Origin of the sequence: Sorangium sp. So ce327, assembly GCF_051530205.1 — a bacterium.
Classification (GTDB): Bacteria; Myxococcota_A; Polyangia; order Polyangiales; family Polyangiaceae; genus Sorangium; species Sorangium cellulosum_B.
The window spans coordinates 12,978,712-12,997,452 of record NZ_CP150330.1 but is presented as its reverse complement, the minus strand read 5'-3'; the positions used below and the strand labels follow the sequence as shown (position 1 = coordinate 12,997,452).

Annotated in this window: 15 protein-coding genes; 5 read left to right on the top strand and 10 right to left on the bottom strand. The window is 70.7% G+C overall.

Annotated features, from left to right (window positions below; translation table 11 throughout):
- Positions 1–18: 18 nt before the first annotated feature.
- The gene (gene hisC / locus WME95_RS48775) at positions 19–1,101 is read left to right on the top strand and encodes a histidinol-phosphate transaminase (protein ID WP_437906006.1); all 1,083 of its coding nucleotides are present in this window, start codon (positions 19–21) and stop codon (positions 1,099–1,101) included.
- A 16-nt stretch (positions 1,102–1,117) separates the two neighbouring features.
- Here hisC and WME95_RS48770 read toward each other — a convergent pair whose 3' ends face one another.
- Positions 1,118–1,855, bottom strand: a complete 738-nt coding sequence (locus tag WME95_RS48770) for a hypothetical protein (RefSeq protein WP_437906005.1) — start codon at positions 1,853–1,855, stop codon at positions 1,118–1,120.
- A 477-nt stretch (positions 1,856–2,332) separates the two neighbouring features.
- Here WME95_RS48770 and WME95_RS48765 point away from each other — a divergent pair, with 477 nt between their 5' ends.
- Positions 2,333–3,520 carry a hypothetical protein gene (locus WME95_RS48765; RefSeq protein WP_437906004.1) on the top strand — a complete coding sequence of 396 codons (1,188 nt, stop codon included), beginning with the start codon at positions 2,333–2,335 and terminating at the stop codon, positions 3,518–3,520.
- Here WME95_RS48765 and WME95_RS48760 read toward each other — a convergent pair.
- Positions 3,442–4,713, bottom strand: a complete 1,272-nt coding sequence (locus tag WME95_RS48760) for a cytochrome P450 (RefSeq protein ID WP_437906003.1) — start codon at positions 4,711–4,713, stop codon at positions 3,442–3,444. The two genes, WME95_RS48765 and WME95_RS48760, sit on opposite strands and share 79 nt — an antisense overlap.
- Before the next feature lie 42 nt (positions 4,714–4,755).
- Between WME95_RS48760 and WME95_RS48755 the strand changes: the two genes are divergently transcribed.
- Both WME95_RS48755 and WME95_RS48750 read left to right on the top strand, forming a co-directional pair.
- Entirely contained in the window at positions 4,756–5,502 is a 747-nt protein-coding gene (locus WME95_RS48755) for a helix-turn-helix domain-containing protein (RefSeq protein WP_437906002.1), read from the top strand.
- A 100-nt stretch (positions 5,503–5,602) separates the two neighbouring features.
- Positions 5,603–6,775, top strand: a complete 1,173-nt coding sequence (locus WME95_RS48750) for an aminotransferase class V-fold PLP-dependent enzyme (RefSeq protein WP_437906001.1) — start codon at positions 5,603–5,605, stop codon at positions 6,773–6,775.
- Here the strand turns inward: WME95_RS48750 and WME95_RS48745 are convergent.
- From WME95_RS48745 to WME95_RS48720, 6 genes are all read right to left on the bottom strand, one after another.
- On the bottom strand, positions 6,772–8,028 hold the full coding sequence (locus WME95_RS48745) for a phosphatase domain-containing protein (protein ID WP_437906000.1): 1,257 nt from the start codon (positions 8,026–8,028) through the stop codon (positions 6,772–6,774). The two genes, WME95_RS48750 and WME95_RS48745, sit on opposite strands and share 4 nt — an antisense overlap.
- A 33-nt stretch (positions 8,029–8,061) precedes the next feature.
- Positions 8,062–9,402, bottom strand: coding sequence for a PAS domain-containing protein (locus WME95_RS48740; RefSeq protein ID WP_437905999.1), 1,341 nt, complete (start codon positions 9,400–9,402; stop codon positions 8,062–8,064).
- A 195-nt stretch (positions 9,403–9,597) separates the two neighbouring features.
- Positions 9,598–9,777 (bottom strand): hypothetical protein, encoded by a 180-nt coding sequence (locus tag WME95_RS48735; RefSeq protein ID WP_437905998.1) that lies wholly within the window; start codon positions 9,775–9,777, stop codon positions 9,598–9,600.
- Between the two features lie 26 nt (positions 9,778–9,803).
- Entirely contained in the window at positions 9,804–11,216 is a 1,413-nt protein-coding gene (locus WME95_RS48730; RefSeq protein ID WP_437905997.1) for a c-type cytochrome, read from the bottom strand.
- Entirely contained in the window at positions 11,213–13,567 is a 2,355-nt protein-coding gene (locus WME95_RS48725; RefSeq protein WP_437905995.1) for a PKD domain-containing protein, read from the bottom strand. Before WME95_RS48725 ends, WME95_RS48730 begins: the two co-directional genes overlap by 4 nt.
- Positions 13,568–13,570: 3 nt before the next feature.
- Positions 13,571–15,319, bottom strand: coding sequence for an Ig-like domain-containing protein (locus WME95_RS48720; RefSeq protein ID WP_437905993.1), 1,749 nt, complete (start codon positions 15,317–15,319; stop codon positions 13,571–13,573).
- Positions 15,320–15,731: 412 nt separating this feature from the next.
- Between WME95_RS48720 and WME95_RS48715 the strand changes: the two genes are divergently transcribed.
- A complete protein-coding gene (locus tag WME95_RS48715) occupies positions 15,732–17,030 on the top strand; it encodes a glycoside hydrolase family 43 protein (RefSeq protein ID WP_437905992.1) in 1,299 nt (432 codons plus the stop codon).
- Positions 17,031–17,128: 98 nt separating this feature from the next.
- On the opposite strand, the gene WME95_RS48710 is transcribed toward WME95_RS48715, so the two are convergent.
- Together WME95_RS48710 and WME95_RS48705 are read right to left on the bottom strand one after the other, a co-directional pair.
- A complete protein-coding gene (locus WME95_RS48710) occupies positions 17,129–18,154 on the bottom strand; it encodes a hypothetical protein (protein ID WP_437905991.1) in 1,026 nt (341 codons plus the stop codon).
- Positions 18,151–18,741: an RNA polymerase sigma factor gene (locus tag WME95_RS48705; protein WP_437547734.1), complete on the bottom strand. Its 591-nt coding sequence runs from the start codon at positions 18,739–18,741 to the stop codon at positions 18,151–18,153. Before WME95_RS48705 ends, WME95_RS48710 begins: the two co-directional genes overlap by 4 nt.

Genomic DNA, 18,741 nt, shown 5'->3' with positions numbered 1-18,741 from the left:
TGTGATAGGGTGCGCGCTATGTCTGCGCTAGTTCTGCCCTCCGTCGAGCTGCTTTCGCCGTACGAGACGGGCAAGCCGCTCGATGAGCTCGCGCGCGAGCTCGGCGTGACGGACGCCGTGAAGCTCGCCTCGAACGAGAACCCGCTCGGCCCGAGCCCGCGCGCCCTCGAGGCGGCGCGCCGGGCGCTCGAGAGCGTGCACCTCTACCCGGACGGTGCGGCCTACCGGCTGCGTGAGCGGCTCGCGGCGATCCACGGCGTCACGATGGGCGAGCTCGTCCAGGGAAACGGCTCGAACGAGCTGCTCGACCTGATCGTGCACGCCTTCGCGACGCCCGGGTCGCACATCGTGTTCGCCGACCCGGCCTTCGTCGTCTACAAGCTCGCCGCGCTCGCCTACGGCGTCCCGTTCACGGCCGTGCCGCTGCGCGACCAGCGGCACGACCTCGAGGCCATGGCCGCGGCCGTCACGCCGAAGACGCGGCTCCTGTTCATCGCGAACCCGAACAACCCGACGGGCACGCACGTGGGCCGCGCCGCGGTCGAGCGCCTGCTCAGGGAGCTCCCGCCCGAGGTGATCGTGGTCATGGACGAGGCGTACATCCAGTACACGGACGCGCCGGACTTCCCGGACTCCCTGCGCCTCCGCGGGCTCCGCGAGCGGCTGCTCGTGCTCCGCACCTTCTCGAAGATCTACGGCCTGGCGGGCTTCCGCGTCGGCTACGCCGTCGGCCCGGTTCAGCTCATCGACTACCTGAACCGGGTGCGCGCGCCGTTCAACGTGAGCGCGCTGGCGCAGGCGGCCGCCGTCGCGGCGCTCGACGACGCCGAGCACGTCGAGAAGAGCCGCGCGCTGAACCTCCGCGAGCGCGACCGGCTCACGCGCGAGCTCACGGGGCTCGGGCTGTCGGTGGCGCCGAGCCAGGCGAACTTCGTGCTCGTGGACGTCGGGCGGCCGGCGCGCGCCGTGTACGACGCCTTGCTCCGGAAGGGCGTCATCGTGCGGCCCTTCGGCAACCTGCCGACCAGCCTTCGGGTGACCATCGGCACCGAGCGCGAGAACCAGCGATTCCTCGACAGCCTGTCCGAAGTGCTGGCCTGACCCGGCGAGCGGCGCGCTACCAGCGCCTCGCCTCCGGCGGCGCGCAGCCCACTGCAGCGCGCAGCATGCCGCCGAGGCGCAGCGGCACGAGCGCGATGAGCTCGCGCTCCTCCGCAGCTCCGGGGCGCGCCGAGAGAAAATAGCGCAGCGACGGGTTCTCGTGGACGTGCAGGAAGTCGCAGTCGCCCGCCGGCTCGGCCGCCGTCTGCCCGACCTCGAAGACGAACGGGCCACCGCGATCGTTCGCCTCCGGGTCGAACGAGGAGGCGAGCCTGGACATGAGCTCGTCCGCGCCCTCCGGCGGGCTCGTGCGCGCGATGTCAACGAAGCGCGAGAACAGCGCATAGCTCGACGGGTGAGCCACCGAGCACAGGCAAAACACGGGTCGACCCGGGTGGGCGAGCATGTACCGGATCAGGCGCAGAAGGACGTGGCGGAGGACGTCATCGTCGCCGACGTGCTCGCCGAGCGCCCCGGACTCCCCGCGGAAGATCGCGATCTGCGCGCCGGAAGGCTCCGGATCCATGATCTGGACCGCGAAATAGCCGGTGATCTGGCCGCCGGTGCCCCTCTGGACCACGACGGCGCCGTGCTCCGCGCCAGCGTCGATGACGTGGGTGGCGAAGCTCTTCTCCCGCTGCGCGCCCTCGAAGATCACGCGGCGCAAGCCATAGAGCTCGTCGATGAGGCGCTGTCTCTGATCCGGCGACATCTCACGTGGAACAAGAACCTCGACGGAGCTCTGGTCTTTCATTGGATCCTCCATGCCTGCCCATCCCATCGCCAACCTTGGCCGTGGACGGCGGTCGGCCGGGCACCGTCAGCGTCATTCACGCGGTCGGCGCCGGCGCCATCAGCGCCAACACATCCAGCAATGCTGGTGCCACCGGTGCGAGAAGCAGCGATGACCCCACGGTCCTCCCCTCACCGCCGGCCGTGCGCCACGCGCGACGCGCCAGCCCGGCCCGGACGGGCTCGTCGGCGCGGCGCCGCCGCGAATTTGACGGCCGATCGCGGCGCGTCCGCTTGCTTCGCCGGACCCGACAGCAGGACGGGTGAGGCCCGCGGGCATCAGCCCCGCAGGCATCAGGAACGCTGGAGGACCGCGCGACCGGGCCATCCATGCAACGAGACGCTCGCGGCGCGCCGCCCTCGACGCCTCGTGACCTGCGGCCGCGAGCGCGATTGCCCGCTGGCAAGCGGTGCTTTACGGTCGCGCCCAATGAACCGCATGCGTCGAGCCCGCCTCTTCCGCCTTCCTTCCGCGCTCGCGCTTGCCTGCGGGGCCCTCCTCGCCTGCGCCGCGTGCTCCGGCAGCGGCGGCGCGCCGATCAAGGCGCCGGCCACAGCGCAGGGCGAGGCGCCCGCGCCCGCGCCGCAGGGCGAGGCGCCCATCGCGCCGATCCAGGCCTCGCCCGGGCCCGCAGCGCCCTCGACCGACTTCCTGGGCAAGCGGCCGGCCACCTCGCTGCTCTCGGGTCGCCTCGCGGTGCGGCTGCCCGAGGGAGCGCGGATCGAGGCGCGCGCGCATTCGGTCATGGCCGCGGCGGAGCCGGACGAAGAGGAGACCCGCGTCGTGCTCGACGCCGGCGATGAGCGCTTCGTGATGATGGCCTCCGAGCTCTTCGCGCTTGGCGGCAAGGATCCCGAGGGCGGCGTGCGCGCCGCGATGGCCGCGGACTTTCCCGGGGGCAGCGCCACGGCGGAGCCGCTCCGCCTGTCCGACGAGCAGCTCAGGGCCTGGGCCGTGTTCCCTGGAAGCACGAATCGCGGCAGCGTCGCGATCCCGGTGCTCGGCCTGTATGTCCTGCACCCGGACGGCTTCGTTCAGAGGCTCGCCTTCTACGTCAACCCTCCGGCCGCGAAGGACGCGGCGGGCTGCAGCGCGCTCGCGGCCGGCGCGGGCGCGCTGCCGGAGGCGCCCGGCGAGCTGCCCCGCTGCACGGCCTTCGCGCGCGCGATCGCCGCCACCGTGAGCGCGGGACCGCGGCGCATCGACGCGGGAGGAGGAGAGCGCGCCATCAAGGGACAGGGCAGCGAGGACAGCTTCCTCGTGAAGGTCCCGGCAGGCGCGAGCACCGCCCTGCAGCGCGGCCCGGACTTCACGGTGCACCGCGTGCGATTGCCCGCGGAGCTCGGCGCGCCGCAGTCCGCGATAGGCATCTATGTCGGTGACCACCCGTCGTTCCAGTACAACCAGAACGAGGCGAAGGTGACCCCCACGCGCAGGCCAGGCAAGGTGTTCGGAAAGGCGATGAGCTGGCAAGTCTGGCCCATGAGCCCCACACGCGTCATGGCGGAGGCGATCCTGCCGCACCCGAAGATCAAGGGCCTGATGGTTCACCTCTTCGCCGGCGCCGCGGACGACAAGGCGCTCGCGCCGCTGCTCGACATCGCCGCCTCGCTGCGGATGCCCTGACGGCCCGCGCCGCTGCCGAGACGCGGCCCCGGCGCGAAGCGGATCGGCAGGCGCGTCGGGCCGTGCACGTGGATCGCCCGGCGCGGCTCCCACGGCGCGTCGCTCGCGAGCTCGAGGCCGCCGAGCCGCGCGACGAGATCCGCCAGCGCTACCCTGGCTTCGAGACGCGAGAGCGGCGCCCCGATACAGAAATGAATGCCGTGCCCGAACGCGATGTGCGGGTTGGGATCGCGGGCGATGTCGAAGCGGTCAGGGTCGCGAAACTGCAGCGGATCTCGGTTGGCTGAGCCGATCATCGCCAGCACCGCCTTGCCGGCCGGGATCACCTGGCCGTGCATCGGGACATCGCGCCTCGTCACGCGGAACATCGCCTGGACCGGCGAGCGGTAACGCAGGACCTCCTCGATCGCGGAGGGCAGCAGATCGGGCTCGGCCCGGAGGCGGGCGAGCTCGTCCGGGTTCTCGAGGAAACACAGCATCGCATTGCCGATCAGGTTCGTTGTCGTCTCGTGGCCGGCCACGAGGAGGAGCTGGAAGAAGCCCAGGATCTCGTCCTCGCTCAACCGCTCTCCGTCCACCTCGGCCTCGACGAGCCTGGTCAGGAGATCATCCTCCGGCGCCGCCCGCCGCTGCTCGACGAGGCCTCTCAGGTAGGCCTGCATCTCGGCCGTCACCGCGGTGAACTCGTCGAGCGCCCGGGCTGCCTCCTCGCTGCCGGAGACGGTATAACTGAGGTCCAGGATCGCGTCGCTCCAGCGCTTGAACCGCGGCTGGTCCGCCGCCGGGGCGCCGAGCATCTCGGCGATCACCAGGAGGGGGAGCGGGACCGCGTAGTCCTCGGCGACGTCCATCTGGCCGCTCTCGATCGTCCGGTCCAGGAGCTCGCGCGACAGCCGGCGGATGCGCGGCTCGAGCGCCGCGACCGCGCGCGGGGTGAAGGCCCGCGTGATGAGGGCGCGCAGCTTGGTGTGGCGCGGAGGGTCCGAGAAGATGAGCCACTCGGCGGTCCTTGTGCCCGGCGGCGACACGACCGAGCTGAACGCGTCGTGATCGTGGAGCGCCCGCTTCACGCCCTCGTGATCGAAGATCAGCCACGAGTCGGACGGCGGGTAGTGGAGCACGGGAGTGCGGCTCCGGAGCTGGTCGTACACGGGGTAAGGGTTTCGGCGCATCTCTTCCGAGAACAGGTTCATCGCTCACCACCTCCAGCGGTGGCCAAGGTAGGATCAGGCGACGTGGGCCGCTTGAACGAATCCCGGATCAGCGCCGTGCTCGCGGACGCCTTCGCGGTGCGCGCCTCGACGGCGATGGGGTCGACCCTCCACGCAGAGCACGGCGCGGCGATCCTGGTAGGGATCGAGCGCGAGGTGACCGTGACCGAGCCGGGCGGCGCGGTCGTGCGCGGCCGCGCGGTCGTGGTGCCCCCCGACCTGTGGCACGCCGCTGTGAGCCCCGGGCCGACGCTCGGGTTCCTGTACGACCCCGAGGCGATGCCGCACGTGGCGGGCTACGCGCGCCTGCGCGGCGGCCCCTGTCCGCTCGAAGGCCGGCTCCTCTCGCGCCTCGAAGGCGCCGTGGCGGCGCACCGCGCGTCCCTGTCGCGCCCCGACGTGCTCGGCGGCCTCGCGCGCGAGGTCGCGTCCTGGCTCGCGAGGGAGTCGCCGCGCGCCTCCCTGGATGGGCGGGTCGCCCGCGTCCTCGAGGCGCTGCGCCACCCGGCGGCGGACCGGCGCCTCGCGGTCTCGCGCGCCGGGGTCTCCGAGGCGCACCTGCAGGCGCTGTTCGTGCGCGACGTGGGGCTGCCGATCCGCACCTTCCAGCTCTGGCGCCGGCTGCTCGCGGCGCTCCTGGCGTTCGCGCACCTCGACGCGACGGGCGCCGCCCACGCCGCGGGGTTCGCCGATCTGGCGCACTTCTCGCGGACCTGCCGCCGCATGCTCGGCTATTCCCCGAGCGAGCTGCGCGGCGGGCTCATGAAGTAGCCCTCACCGCGCCGCGCCGGCGAGCTGCCGCCGGCGGCCGCCGCGATTGACGTGGAGCTGCCCAGCCGGCAGCGTATCGGCCTCTCGAGGAGACGACGTCATGACGATGGATATCGCCGCGCTGCGCCGCGACACCCCGGCCTGCGCCAGCGTCCTTCACTTCAACAACGCGGGTTCCTCGCTGCCTCCGGCCGTGGTGGTCGACACGGTGGTCGAGCACCTGCGCCGCGAGGCGACCGTCGGCGGCTACGAGGCCGAGGCGGAGGCGGGCGAGCGGCTCGAGGCGGTCTACGGCGCGATCGCCCGGCTGATCGGCGCGGCGCCCGGCGAGATCGCGCTCGTCGAGAACGCCACGCGCGCCTGGGACATGGCGTTCTACTCGCTCCGCTTCGGCCCTGGCGATCGCATCCTGACCGCGCGGACCGAGTACGCCTCGAACTACATCGCGTTCCTGCAGGTCGCGCGGCGCACCGGCGCCGAGATCGTCCCTGTCCCCAGCGACGAGCGCGGCGCGGTGTCGCTGCCCGCGCTCGATCGCCTGCTCGACGAGCGGGTCAAGCTGATCGCCATCACCCACGTCCCCACGAACGGCGGGCTCGTCAACCCGGCGGAGGAGATCGGCCGCCGCGCCCGGTCGGCGGGCGTGCCCTTCCTGCTCGATGCTTGCCAGTCGGTGGGCCAGCTGCCGATCGACGTCGAGGCCATCGGCTGCGATCTCCTGTCGGCGACCGGGCGCAAGTACCTGCGCGGGCCGCGCGGCACCGGCTTTCTCTATGTCCGGCGCGCGCTGCTCGACCGGCTGGAGCCGCCGTTCCTCGATCTCCACGCGGCGCGCTGGACGGCGCCGGACCGCTACGAGCTGCGGCCCGACGCCCGGCGGTTCGAGAACTGGGAGAGCTACGTCGCCGGCCGGCTCGGGCTCGGCGCGGCCGCGGAGTATGCGCTCCGGCTGGGCCTGCCGGCGATCCGCGACCGGGTAGGTGCGCTGGCCGAGCGCCTGCGCGCGCGGCTCTCCGAGCTCCCCGGGGTCACCGTGCGCGACCTCGGCGCGCAGCGCTGCGGCATCGTGACCTTCACCCGGGCCGGCGAGGACGCCACGGCCATCAAGGAGCGGCTCGGCGCGCAGGCGATCCATGTCAGCGTGTCGACCGCCGCCGGGACGCTGCTCGATTTCGAGGATCGCGGGATTCCCGATCTCGTGCGCGCCTCGGTCCATTATTACAACGACGAATCCGAGATCGACCGCTTCGTCGCCGCGCTCGCCGCGGCCTAGAGCGACGGAGGGAGCGCCTCGTTCAGGCGTTCGACGTCGCGCGCCATCTCGAGGCGGCGCGCCTCCCGGTCCGCCTGCGACGGGAACGGGATCGCGGCGAACGCCGCCATGGCGGCCTCGGCCACGCGCGCCGCGCCCTCGGGGCCGAGCAGGCCGCGCTCGAGGGCCGTGAGCGCGGCGCCGATGTAGGTATCGAACAGGTGAACGCCGGAGGCCGCGAGCTCCCTCCGCGCGAGATCGGGCGTGGCGACCACGTCGTGAATGAAGACCGCCTTCACCGCCTCCGGCGCGACCTCGAGCATGTGCTGGCCAAAGTGGATATCGCCCTGCCCGCTGTCACCGACGAAGACGAAATCGTACTCCGGGTACAGCCGCCGGTACTCGAGGAAGTTCTCGAGCTTCTTCTCCGCGATCGTGCGGTTGCCGATGAGGCGGGTGAACGAGCCCGCGAGCACGGTCGCGGTGAGCTGACCGCGCTCGGCGAGCGCCTTGATCGTCGCGTCCTCCACGAGGCCGAGGCGGTCGCCCGGGCGGGCGGTGACGAAGGTCAGATCGCCCGCCCGCCCGGGCACGGGGCCAGGGCCGCGGTCGAGCTCCGCATAGAACTGCAGGACGCCGGGATAGACGGTCTTCTTCGGGTACCGGGCGTCCTTCCAGTTCGCATAGAACGTATCGTCGATATCGGACAGGATCTTCACCTCGCGTACCGAGACTGCACCTGAACCCGAAAGGGAGCCAGACGCCGAGACCGCCTCTCCGGCGAAGTGCGCGAGGATCTCCTCGCGCAGGGAGTCGTCGTCGATATCGTGGTAGAAGAGCTGGTGAAGGTCGCGGTAGCCGCCGCGGCCGTCGAGCGCGTTCTTGAGCCGCGTGACGTCCGCGCCGCGCGTGCCGAGCCAGATGCGGCGCAGCGCCTGCTCGTCGCGGCTACCCGTCCGGCCGCGCTGCAGCGCCGAGACGAGCGCCGCGCGGGCCGGGATCCCGAGGTCGCCGAGGCGCTCGGCGGTCAGGAGATCGAGCAGCGCCGTGCGGTTGTCGGGGCCGATGAGGCGATCGTCGATGTCTCCGAGCAGGGCGGGCAGATCGAGCTGGAGGAGCAGCTGGTCGAGCTCGACGCCGGTCGAGCCCGCGAGGATCTCCAGGACCCGCCGCTCGTCGTCGCGATCGGTGTGGGAGGCCATGCGCTGCCGGATCTCGTCGAGCTTCGACAGCACCGACGGGATGGGCGCGTCGGGAGAGGTGTCGATCGTCATGGGGTCCTGACAACGTAACCGATTCAGACGGACTCAACCCGCTGGCCGCTGGTTCTGCGGGTGGCGGAGGGCATGCGCGATGCCGCTTTGCAGGGTGCCCAGCGTGGTGATACCGGACAGATCCGCGCCGAGGGTGACCAGCGTCTGCGCCACCTCCGAGCGCACGCCGGTGAGCACGACGCGCGTGCCGAGCAGCTGGGCGGCGCGCGCGGTCCGCGTCAGCGCGTCGGCGACGTGCGCGTCGACCGCGCGCACGCCGGTGACGTCCAGGATCGCGGTGTGTGCGCTCTGACTGCTGATGCCGGACAGCAGCGTCTCCATGATCTGCGCCGCGCGCGCGCTGTCGATCGTCCCTACGAGCGGCATCGCCACCACCCGGTCGGCGATCGGGATGAGCGGCGTGGACAGCTCCCGGAGGGCCGCCTGCTGGGCGACGATGATCTTCTCCTGCAGCGCGGCCCGCTCGGCCTCCGCGTGCCTCAGCGAGGTGGTGTTGGTGACGACGCCGCCGAGGCCGACCGGCTCCCCACGCCCGTCGAGGATCGGGAACTTGACGGTGGAGAAATGAATGCTCGTGTCGCCGAGCAGCAGCACCTCTTCGTACTGCATCGCCTTTCCCCCGGACATCACCTCGTGCTCTTTCGCCACGACCTGATCGATGGCCTCGGCGGCCAGGGGGCTCAACTCGGCTTCATCCTTGCCGATGATCTCGCAGACGTGCCTCTGGAGGACCTCCGCGTGAGATCGGTTGACGAAGACGTAGCGCCCGTCTGTGTCCTTGACGAAGATGGAATTGCGCGAGTGATCCAGCAGCTGAAGGAGCAGCTGAAGCCGCCCGAGCAGCACGTGCTCGCTCCACGGTGGCTCGCCGGCGTCCTCGACGATCGCCGCGATCTCACGCGCGCCGCCGCGGTCGTCGCGCAGCACCGCGTGGGTCCACCGGAAGAGGCGCGCCTGCCCGTCTTTCGTCCTGCCCTCGCTCGTGGCCGAGGAGAACCGGTTCTCCGCCCAGTCGAGCAGGAGCGCACGCACCGCGTCCGGGGACACGGGATCTGCGCCCACGAGCTCGGAGAGCCTGCGGCCGACGGCCTCGCCCTCGCTCCAGCCGAAGACACGTTCGGCGCCATCGCTCCAGCGCGTCACCGTGCCATCGGGACGCCAGTGGATCAGCGCCGGCGCCGGTGTGAGCAGCCACGCGAGCGCGCCGAAGGCGGCGTGAGCGTCCGCGCTCACCGCATCGGGCTGCGCTGCTCCCTCGGCCGCGCCGCCGCTCGACCGCTCCGCCAGCGCGCTCTCCAGCTCCTCGACGCGCGCGTGCAGCGCCGCGATCTCTGCCCTGAGCCGCCCGATCTCCCCTAATCCCTCATCTGCCATTCGCTAGGTGCCGGACTGTATCCGGAGCGCGCCCGGGGTGGCAAGGTCGACATCCCCGAAGACGTACGCGAGATCCGTACGCCGGCACACGACGACGCCGCGAATCGCGGCACTCTCCAACCACCCGACGGGATGGGCGCGGGGCTGCGCGGCTCCGATGGTGGATGGGGCCGTGCCGTCTCCCTCAGCGCCAGGTCATTCCCAGTTCTTGCGCTGGGGATTCACCCAGGGGGAGGTGCACATCACGCAATCATCACCGTAGAAGTAGTGCTTCCCACCGGTGTCCTTGTAGATCCAGCAACGGAGCCAGGCCACGATCGCCGGCCGCTGGACGCCTCCCACGTCGCGCGTGATGTACCCATGCTCCGCGCCCATCACCGTCGCCAGTCACGCGGACGGCGCTACTTGGACAGCTCTTCGATGGCCGCGGCGAGCTCTGCGGGGGGCAGCTCGTCGGCGGCGCGCCACGGCGGCATGCGCAGCGGCGAGGTCGCGGGCTCCTGCAAGCGAAAGATGGCCTTGTCCTTCGTCTCTCGCGACATGCCGTCCAGGTTCTTCACGTTGAACCTGGCGCGGTTCAGCGCCGGGTTCCCGCGACCGTCGTGACAGCGCGAGCAGAGCTGCGTGAGCACGGCGCGCCCGCTCGCGCCCGGCGGCGGCACCAGGCCGAGCTTCACCTTCGCGTCTGCGGAGAAGAGGTCGCGCAGATCGAGCAGGGATTGTCGCGGGGCCGCGCCCGTCACCACGTCGAGGTAGGACCGGGCCCGCTCCGCGCGGAGCGCGGGCTCCGTCACGTCCACGAGCGGGTAAGGCACCGGGATCGAATCACCCGCCTGCGACAAGGCGAACTGCTCCTCCCAGATCGGGCTCGACGAGCCGGCCTTGGCCTCGGCCTCGATGCGCGGGTCGAACGCGTTCGGCTGCGCCGCCTGGCCTTCGGCGACGAGCAACGCCTCGAGCTGCGCGCCGCTGCCCTCGTCGATGGCATTCTGGATGACCGCAATGGGGATGCCGCCGTATTGCGCGTCCGCTGCGTGGGCTTCCAGGAACTGCGCCGTGAGCACCCGATCGGACTCCGTCCGCTGCACGAAGCGCTGCGGGAACCAGTGCATCCAGGGAAACTCAAGCTCCTGCATGCGCAAGATCTTCTTCGTGCCATGACCGTCGGGCTGGTGGCACGAGCGACAGTCGAACGACGTGTTCTCGACGTCTTCCTCGCTGTAGATGCTGAACGCGGTCCAGCCGTGCTCTATCTCCTCGGTGAGCAGGCTCGCCAGATCGCAGCTGCCGTCGTAATCACACTGCCGCTCGAACGTGAACAGGTAGAAATTGTAGTCACCGGTCGAGAGGTCGCGGCTCACGATCTCGACGAAGGGCTCGCCGCGAACGAAGCCGAGCGCTGTCATTTCAGCCGGCCTCTCGCGCATCTCGGTCACGCGCGGAAAGACGATGAGGCGCGGATTGACCGCGGAGACGGCGCCCTTCACGAGCGAGGTGGAGTTGCCGGTGAGCGCGAAGGCGCGATCCTCGTCGAGCTTCGCAACGCGGAGCAAGCTGGCGAAGTCGGTGATGCTCGGTCGCGGCGTGGCGCACACCGCCTGGAAGAAGCTGTCGCCGCGCGGCGTGGCGCAGAACGCGCTGTACTGCGCCTCGCGCGTGGGTAGGGCCGACAGCTCCGGGTCGGGAGCGCTCACGGGCGGCAGCGTGCCCCAGTCGGTCGTCGCCTCGTCCGTGGCAATCACCTCGCCGATGTCGCCGACGACGCATGCCGGTAGCAGCAGCGAAACCAGGCACAGGCTCGGAAGGTGCTTCATGACGGCCTCCTGCGGCGAGCGCCGAACGTCATCAAACTGGCCACGAGCGCGAACGCCAGGAGCGGCGCGCGACGGTCCGAAGGCCCGCCCGTCACGCTGCAGCCTAAGCCTAAGAAGCCTCCGTCCTCGCTCGGCGCCTCCGCATCGTCCTCGCTCGGCGCCTCCGCGTCGACGGTGCCGTCCAGCTGCTGCACATAGGCGATGAGCTGCCCGAGCTCGGCCTCGCTGAGCCCGCTGGTGAAGGCGTGGCGATCGTCGGGGTTGGCCGTGACGAGGACATCGCGCAGCGTCGGCGCGGAGCCGTCGTGCAGGTACGGCGCCGTCTCCCAGACGCCGTTCAAGGTCGGCGTGTCGATGCCGAACAGCGGCTCACCCGCGCGCATCCCGGAGGACGGCTTCACGGTGCCGACGTCGTGCAGCTTGCCACCCGCGCTGTCGGTCCCGTCGACCCCCGTGTGGCAGAAGCCACAACCCAGGCGCTTGAAGATGGCGCGACCCGCGACGCCGTCCTGGGTGAGCGAGCCGTCGGGGTTGCGAAAGGGGCTCGGCCGGTACGTGTCGAGCGAGCCGAGGAACGCCGCCAGCGCGTCGAGCTCGGGGCTCAGGCCGGCCTTCTTGTCTCCGCGCGGCGTGCCGACCGTCCCCACAGCGAGCTGCTCGGCGGTCAGGAAGCCCTTCCCGCCGAACAGGTGGCGGATGTTGTCGTCCGAGTCCTGGATCTCGTCGAAGCTGCCGCTCCAGTTGACGTTGCCGTGGCCCGTGCCGCGCCGCCCCAGCAGCGAGACGGTGTTGCGGAGCCCCTCCCCCGCGCTGCCGAAATCCCAGACTCGCCCGTCCTCCGCGCCGTCGAAGTGACACGACGCGCAGCTGATGTAGCCCTGGTCGCTCATGCGGATATCGGCCGAGTTGAAGAACAGCTGCTTGCCACGCAAGACCTGCGGGTCGAGCTTCTCGACGGCGACCGTCGGGATCTCCGTCAGCTTCTTGGTGATGAGGTCGTGCGAGCTGACGATGTCGGCGACGTCGTAGACCGTCACCGTGCGGCTGAGCGACGCGTGCACGAACAGCTTGTTGGTCTCGGTCAGCGCCAGGCCGCGCGGCGCGAAGCCCGTCTCTTTCAGCGCGGTCACGAACTCGCCCGTGTAGGCGTCGCGGACCTCCACCAGGGCCGAGCCGGCGACGCTGATGAACGCGTAGTCGCCGAGCGGCGTGAACACGACCTGGTTCGGCAGGTTGCGATCGTCCAGATCGATGCGCCGCGCAACGTCCTCGGCGCCCTCCGCGAGGTTCAGCAGCGCCACGAGCGGACGTACCGTGTTGTCGTCGGTGAGGTCGAGCCCATCGCGAAATGGACCGCGAAAGATGTTGTCCTTCTTGCCCGGCACCCACGCGAACGAGCCGTCGGGCGAGAGCCCCACCGAGAACAGGTAGTTCGGCAGGCCGCGCCCTTGTTGGTCCGTGTCCTCCGTCGTGGTGTCCGCGGCGAGCGCGAAGCGCGTGCTCACCTGGAAGGTCGCCGCGTCGATGCGCGCCACCTCGCCGTGGCTGTCCTCGGAGAGGAAGCGCGTGACGTAGATCTGCGAGCCGTCGTGCGACACCGAGACGCCCCGCGGCGTACCGCCGAGCCAAAGCTCGGCCACGACGGCGCCGCTCGCCACGTCGAGCTTCAGCACCTTGCCGACCGCCATCAGCGTCACGTACGCTGCGTCCCCGGTCGGGCTGATCGCGAGGCCCATCGGTTGCGACGCGTACGGCAGCGCGATCTCGCGCTCCACCGAGAGCGACGCGGTGTCGAGGATGGAGACGGAGTGCGCATCCCGGTGCAGCACCCACAGCGTGCCTTGCGCGGTGAGCGCGAGCCCGACCGGGCCGCGCGCCACCGGCACCTCCGCGACCTTGGTCAGCGCGCTCGCGTCGAGCACGCTCACGCTGTCGTTCTCGTAATTGGCCGTGTAGACCTTCGCGTTCGGCGGGTCGTACACGAGGTCGGTCGAGCCCGCAGCGCTGCCCGTGACGAGCGGCCGGTGCGCCGTGTGCACGAAGGCGACGCTGGTGAACCCGACATCGTCTTTGACCGTCACGAGCACCGGGTAGTGGCCGGGAGCGGCGTAGGTGTGGACCTGCTGCACGTCGTCGACCATGAACTCGGTGCGCGTCTCGTCTCCCATGTCCCAGCGCACCTGAACGGGGCCGACCGCGTCGCCGATCGTCAGGTCGAACGTGACGGCCTCGCCGGCGAGCGAGGGCGCGCGCACGGGGACGCTGGCCGTGACGGCGCGCGCCTCGGCCGGCCAGGCCGCCGCCGCGCAGATGCCTCCGAGCAGGCCGAGGAGCGTCGGGAGCGAGCGCATGGCTCAGGGACCGGTCGTGAACGTCGACTTGAACTCAGCCGCCATGCCGTTGCCGACGAGATCCTTCATGCCGTCCTTCGGCAGGACGATCTCGTAGGTCGTGTTCGGCATCAGGTCCTCGTCGGGATCGAAGCTGACGATGCCCATGTACAGGCCGAAGCTCCCCTTCAACGGCTGCCCGCCCACCGGCCTTACGATGAAGCTGCCGTTGTGAACCGTGGCGATCTCGACGTTGTCGGTGAGGCTGAGGCCGACGCGCGACTTCCTGGACAGCCCCGTCGCCCCGTTCTTCGGCAGCACCGTGTCGACCGCCGGGGGCGTGGTGTCCGGCTCGGTCGAGTGCGCGGCGATGACCATGCCGCGGTAGGGCAGCTCGTCGTCGGCCAGCACCAGCAGGCTGCCGACCGGGATCGAGAACTGGTCGTCGCCGTTCGTGAACTCGAGCCGCCCCCAGACCCGGCTCTTGATCGACATCTTGTGGATGTCGCGCACGTCGATCTTGGAGACGCCGGCGTCCGGCCGCAGGTGACCGAGGAACAGGGTGCCGTCGGAGAAGCTCATGTACTCGGACCCGGCGGGGTAGCCCATGGCCCTGAACGCCGAGTCGGGCAGCGTGGCGATGGGTGAGTTGGCCGAGCCGATGTCGGTGGGGTCGGTCAGCACGTCCCACACGCGCAGCGGCGACTGCACGTAGATGTGCTTGCCGTACAGACCGCAGATGTAGCTCTTGCTCGGGGTGATGAAGTCGAGCGCGACCGGGTTCATCGGATCGCTGATGTCCATCGTCGCGATGCCGCCGTTGTCCTTGGGCGTGGTGATGACCAGCGTATTGCCCACGGCCCACAGCGGGCCGGCGCTCACGCCGCCGAACTGCGAGATCGGGATCTTCTTGACGAACTTCACGTCCTCGGGATCCGCGGCGTCCAGGATGTGCAGGCCCGTGTTGGTGCCGCCGACGTAGATGACGCTGCCCTGCCAGTACATTCCCCAGACGGAGTCGGTGAAGTCCCCGTAGTTGATGCCGTCGAGCTTGACGAGCCTCACGTGACGAGGCGCGCGGGCGTCGGTGACGTCCCAGATGTCGACGCCGGTGCCCGAGGTGGTGACCTGGTAAAACTTGTCGCCATAGCGGCCGAGCGACGTCTGGTGCGACTCCGCCTCGCCGACGCCCTTGGGCCCTCCCTTGGGATCGAAGCCAGGGCTCTGGATGCGCGAGAGCATCTTCGGTTTGGTCGGATCGGCGATGTCGTAGAAGACGATCTCGGCGTTGCCGGCGCCCTGAACGTAGCCGTTGATGACGATCGGCTGGTTCTGGTGATGGCCCGCCTCGAGCGTCGGCGACACCAGGCCGTCTCGCCAGCTGTTGCGCGGCAAGTTGATCTTGTTCGCCGGCATGGGCATGTTCGGGATCTTGCCTTCCGGGGCGGTGATCGTGTCCGGCTCGACTCCGCCCGCGCCCGTGCTTCCGGTCGTGGCGCCTCCACCCGAGCCGCTCGTGGCGCCGCTGCTCGTAGCGCTGCTGCTCGTGGCGCCGCTGCTCGTGGCCCCGCCGCTCGTGGCGCCGCTGCTCGTGGCTCCTGCCGCCGGCGTTGGGGCTCCGCCGCCGCTGCCCACCACCACGGATGTGGTGTCACCGGAGCCGCCGCCGTCATTTCCTTCGGGTGAGTTGAGGTCCCCCCCGGAACACGCCGCGAGCACGGCGGCCAACGAAGGAAAGCCGAGCCAGCGTAGTCCCATCCTCGTCGAACGCATGCCTGACCTCTTCTGTAGCGTGTGAGTCATGATAGGTGGCCATCCCAACGGGAGGTGGAGCCGACAGCCCCCACCGGGATCGCGCCGGCACACGGGCACACGGGCACACGGGCACACGGGCACACGGGCACACGAACGCGCGACGCGCCCCCTACAATGAATCGGTTAAGATGAAGCCAAATGTGAGCGCTCACATTCGGGATGTCAAGCGCGATCGGCCGCACGCGTTCTGACGCGATCCGGCAGCTTGACGCTGCAGGCCAATGATCGCCGGTTTTCGATTGACGCTATAAATGTGAACGCTCACATTCGGTGCCCAGGTACTGGACGTCCGAGCGGCGCAGCTTGGCGTGGTGGTGCTCACCGTCGCCATGGTCGTCGTGTTCGATAGGCTGATGAGGAGGTGCTCGACATGGACTACGCTCGTTCGAAGCGGATTGCTGGTCTTCTACTTTCGGCATGGCTCGGGGCCTGCGACGGGGGTGAGGCGAAGCCGGACACGGCGGCCTCTGGCCCAGGAACGTCGTCATCGAGCTCCAGCAATAGCTCGAGCAGCAGCGGCGCAGGCGCCAGCGGCGGTGAGGGCGTCAGCAGTGGCACGGTGGGCAGCGGTGGCGCAGGCGGCAGCGGCGGCGCAGGCGGCAGCGGAGGCGCAGGCGGCAGCGGCGGCGCGGAAGGCGGCGGCGGCGCAGGCAGCACGCCGCCCCCGACAGAGTTCGACAATCCCATCATCAAGTACGATGCGCCAGATCCGACCAGCGGCCCCGGAGACCACGTCTTTACAGCGGACGCCGCTGCCATGGTCTGGAACAACAAGGTCTACCTCTATACCGGCCATGACGAGCAGGCCGAGGGTGCAGAGGGCTACCGCATGTTCGACTGGCGGCTCTGGACATCGTCCGACATGATCCACTGGGAGAACAAGGGCGCGGTGATGCGCTACAATGTGTTCTCCTGGGCTCGCGGCGGCGACTCGACGGGCAACGCCAATGCGGGTCAGGTGGTCGAACGCGACGACGAGGACGGCAACCCGAAGTTCTACTTCTACGCGCCGGTGGAGGGCGGCCAGTCCGGCTACGGGATCTCGATCGGCGTCGCGGTCGCGGACAAGCCGGAAGGGCCGTTCAAGGACGCACGGGGGATCCCGCTCATCTTCCTGGCCGACACCGACGGCACGGCAGACCATTCGTGGCGAAACCTCGATCCGACGGTGCTCGTCGACGACGACGGCCGGGCCTACATGTACTGGGGAAATGGGGTCTTGTACTGGGTCGAGCTCGAGGACGACATGATCCACCTGAAGGGTGAGACCTACACGACCGACGGCAGCGGGAAGATGCAGAACCGCAGCATCAGCGGCGCCCAGATCCACGTGCTCAAGAACATCCCCGGCTACACCGAGGCGCCTTATCTGTCCAAGCACGGCGGCCTCTATTACTTGACCTACGCTTCGGGGTTCCCGGAGAGCATCTCCTACGCGACCAGCCCGTCACCGGAGGGGCCGTGGCAACATCGAGGCGTCATCCTGGATCCGGTGCCGAACAGCAGCACCATTCACCAGTCGCTCTTCGAGTTCAAAGGGGCCAGCTACCTCACGTACCATAACGCCGCGCTGCCGACCGGCGGTAGCTATCGGCGATCCACGTGCGTCGATCGCGCCTACTACAACGACGACGGGATGATCCGGAAGATCGTCCCGACACACAGGTGATTTGCACGGCGCCAGGGGAGCATCGGCGAGGGCCGGGCGACGCGTGCTCGGGCGTGGGCGCGGTCTTTCGCCACGCCATGGCGATGCCTCTTTTCGTATCAATCTGCGGGTCCGTTCTTCCTCCGCTGCACGGCGCCTTTGCTCGTGTCGAGCCCGGCGGCCGACTCGACGCGATCGGCGTGAGGGCTGCCCGGGTGTGCCTCGAGGAAGCGCCGCGCCGCCGCGTGTGCGCCCGCGCGATCCCCCTTGCGCGCCAGCGCCTCGACGCGGATCGCGGCGGCCTCGTCGGAGAGCTGAGCGCTCGGGAACTCGCGCGCGTGGCGAGCCAGGAGCGCGAGGGCGGCCGCCGGATCGCCGCGTCGCAGCGCGCGCCGCGCGGTGTCGAGCAGCGCCAGCTCGGCGGCCAGCGTCGGCGCGTTCCTTTCGCGTGCGCGCGGGCTGTTCACCGCCGTGGCGGCAGGAGCCGTGGCGGCGGGCGCGGCCAGGAGCGGAGCGTCGTCCGTTCGCTCCTCCGGGACGCGCTCGTGCAGTTCCGCCTCGGCCGCGCCAGGCGCGCGCGGCGCGGCGAGCGCAGCCGGCGCGCTGGAGGCCTCCTGAGCGCTCCTCGCGGGGATCGGCGTGTCGACGTGCGTCCACTCCGCGACCCCGAGCGTGAGGACCCCCGCGAGCGCGCCGATCCCGAGCGCGCTCAAGATCCCGCTCCCGCCCGCCACGCCCGCCACCTTCAGCGCGGCGCTCGCCCCCGCCGCGGCCGCGCCCCCCACCCCCGCGGTCGCGCCCCCTGCCGCGACCGCGCCCCCCACCCCCGCGGTCGCGCCCCCTGCCGCGACCGCGCCCCCTGCCACGGTCGCGCCCCCTGCCGCGCCCGCGCCCCCTGCCGCGCCCGCGCCCCCTGCCACGGTCGCGCCCCCCGTCGCGCCCGCGCCCCCAGTCCCCACCGCGGCCGCGCCGCCAGTCGCCGCCACGGCTGCGCCCCCCGTCCCCGTCACGGCGGCCCCGACGCCGACCGCGACGAGCATTCGCCGGGTCAAGCCGCTCGGCGGACTCTCGTCGAGCGCCGCGCGGAGGAGCGTCGTTGGCAGAGCACTCCCCTTCTTGTCCAGAAGGCGCTCGGGATCGGTCATGGCGATTCACCTCGGAAATGGGCCCGCGCCTCTATCCGCCTCACGGCGGCCTGGAAGTGCTCGCGCGCCCGGCGGAGGCGAGACGCGACCGTGCCTGCCGGGAGATCGAGCAGCGCCGCGATGTTCGCCGTTGTCATCTGCTCCAGCTCGAACAGCACGAAGACAGCGCGCTGCTCGAGGGGCATCGTGTCGAGGATGGCGTCGAGCATCGCGCGGGCGCGGGCGCGATCCATCATCTCCTCGGGGTCCGGCGCCGGGTCGACGCGCTCGCAGGGCGCGTCCTCCAGCACCTCCCGGCGCCGCTGCTGGGTCCTCCGCGCGCGCGAGGCGATCCGCAGCGCCGTGCTGAACAGGAACGCGGCCTCCCGGCCCGATTCGATGTCCCCGAGCCGCCGGGCCGCCACGAGGAAGACCTGCTGCGCCGCGTCCTCCGCGTCGGCGCGCGGCACGCCGAGCCGCACCAGCGAGCGCCAGACGAACGCCGAATGCTCCATCACGAGCCCGGTGAGGCGCCCGGCCGCCGCCCGGCTGTCGGGCGGAACTGCGGCGGGGAGCTGCATCAGGGTCAGCGCTTCACCACGGCTCAC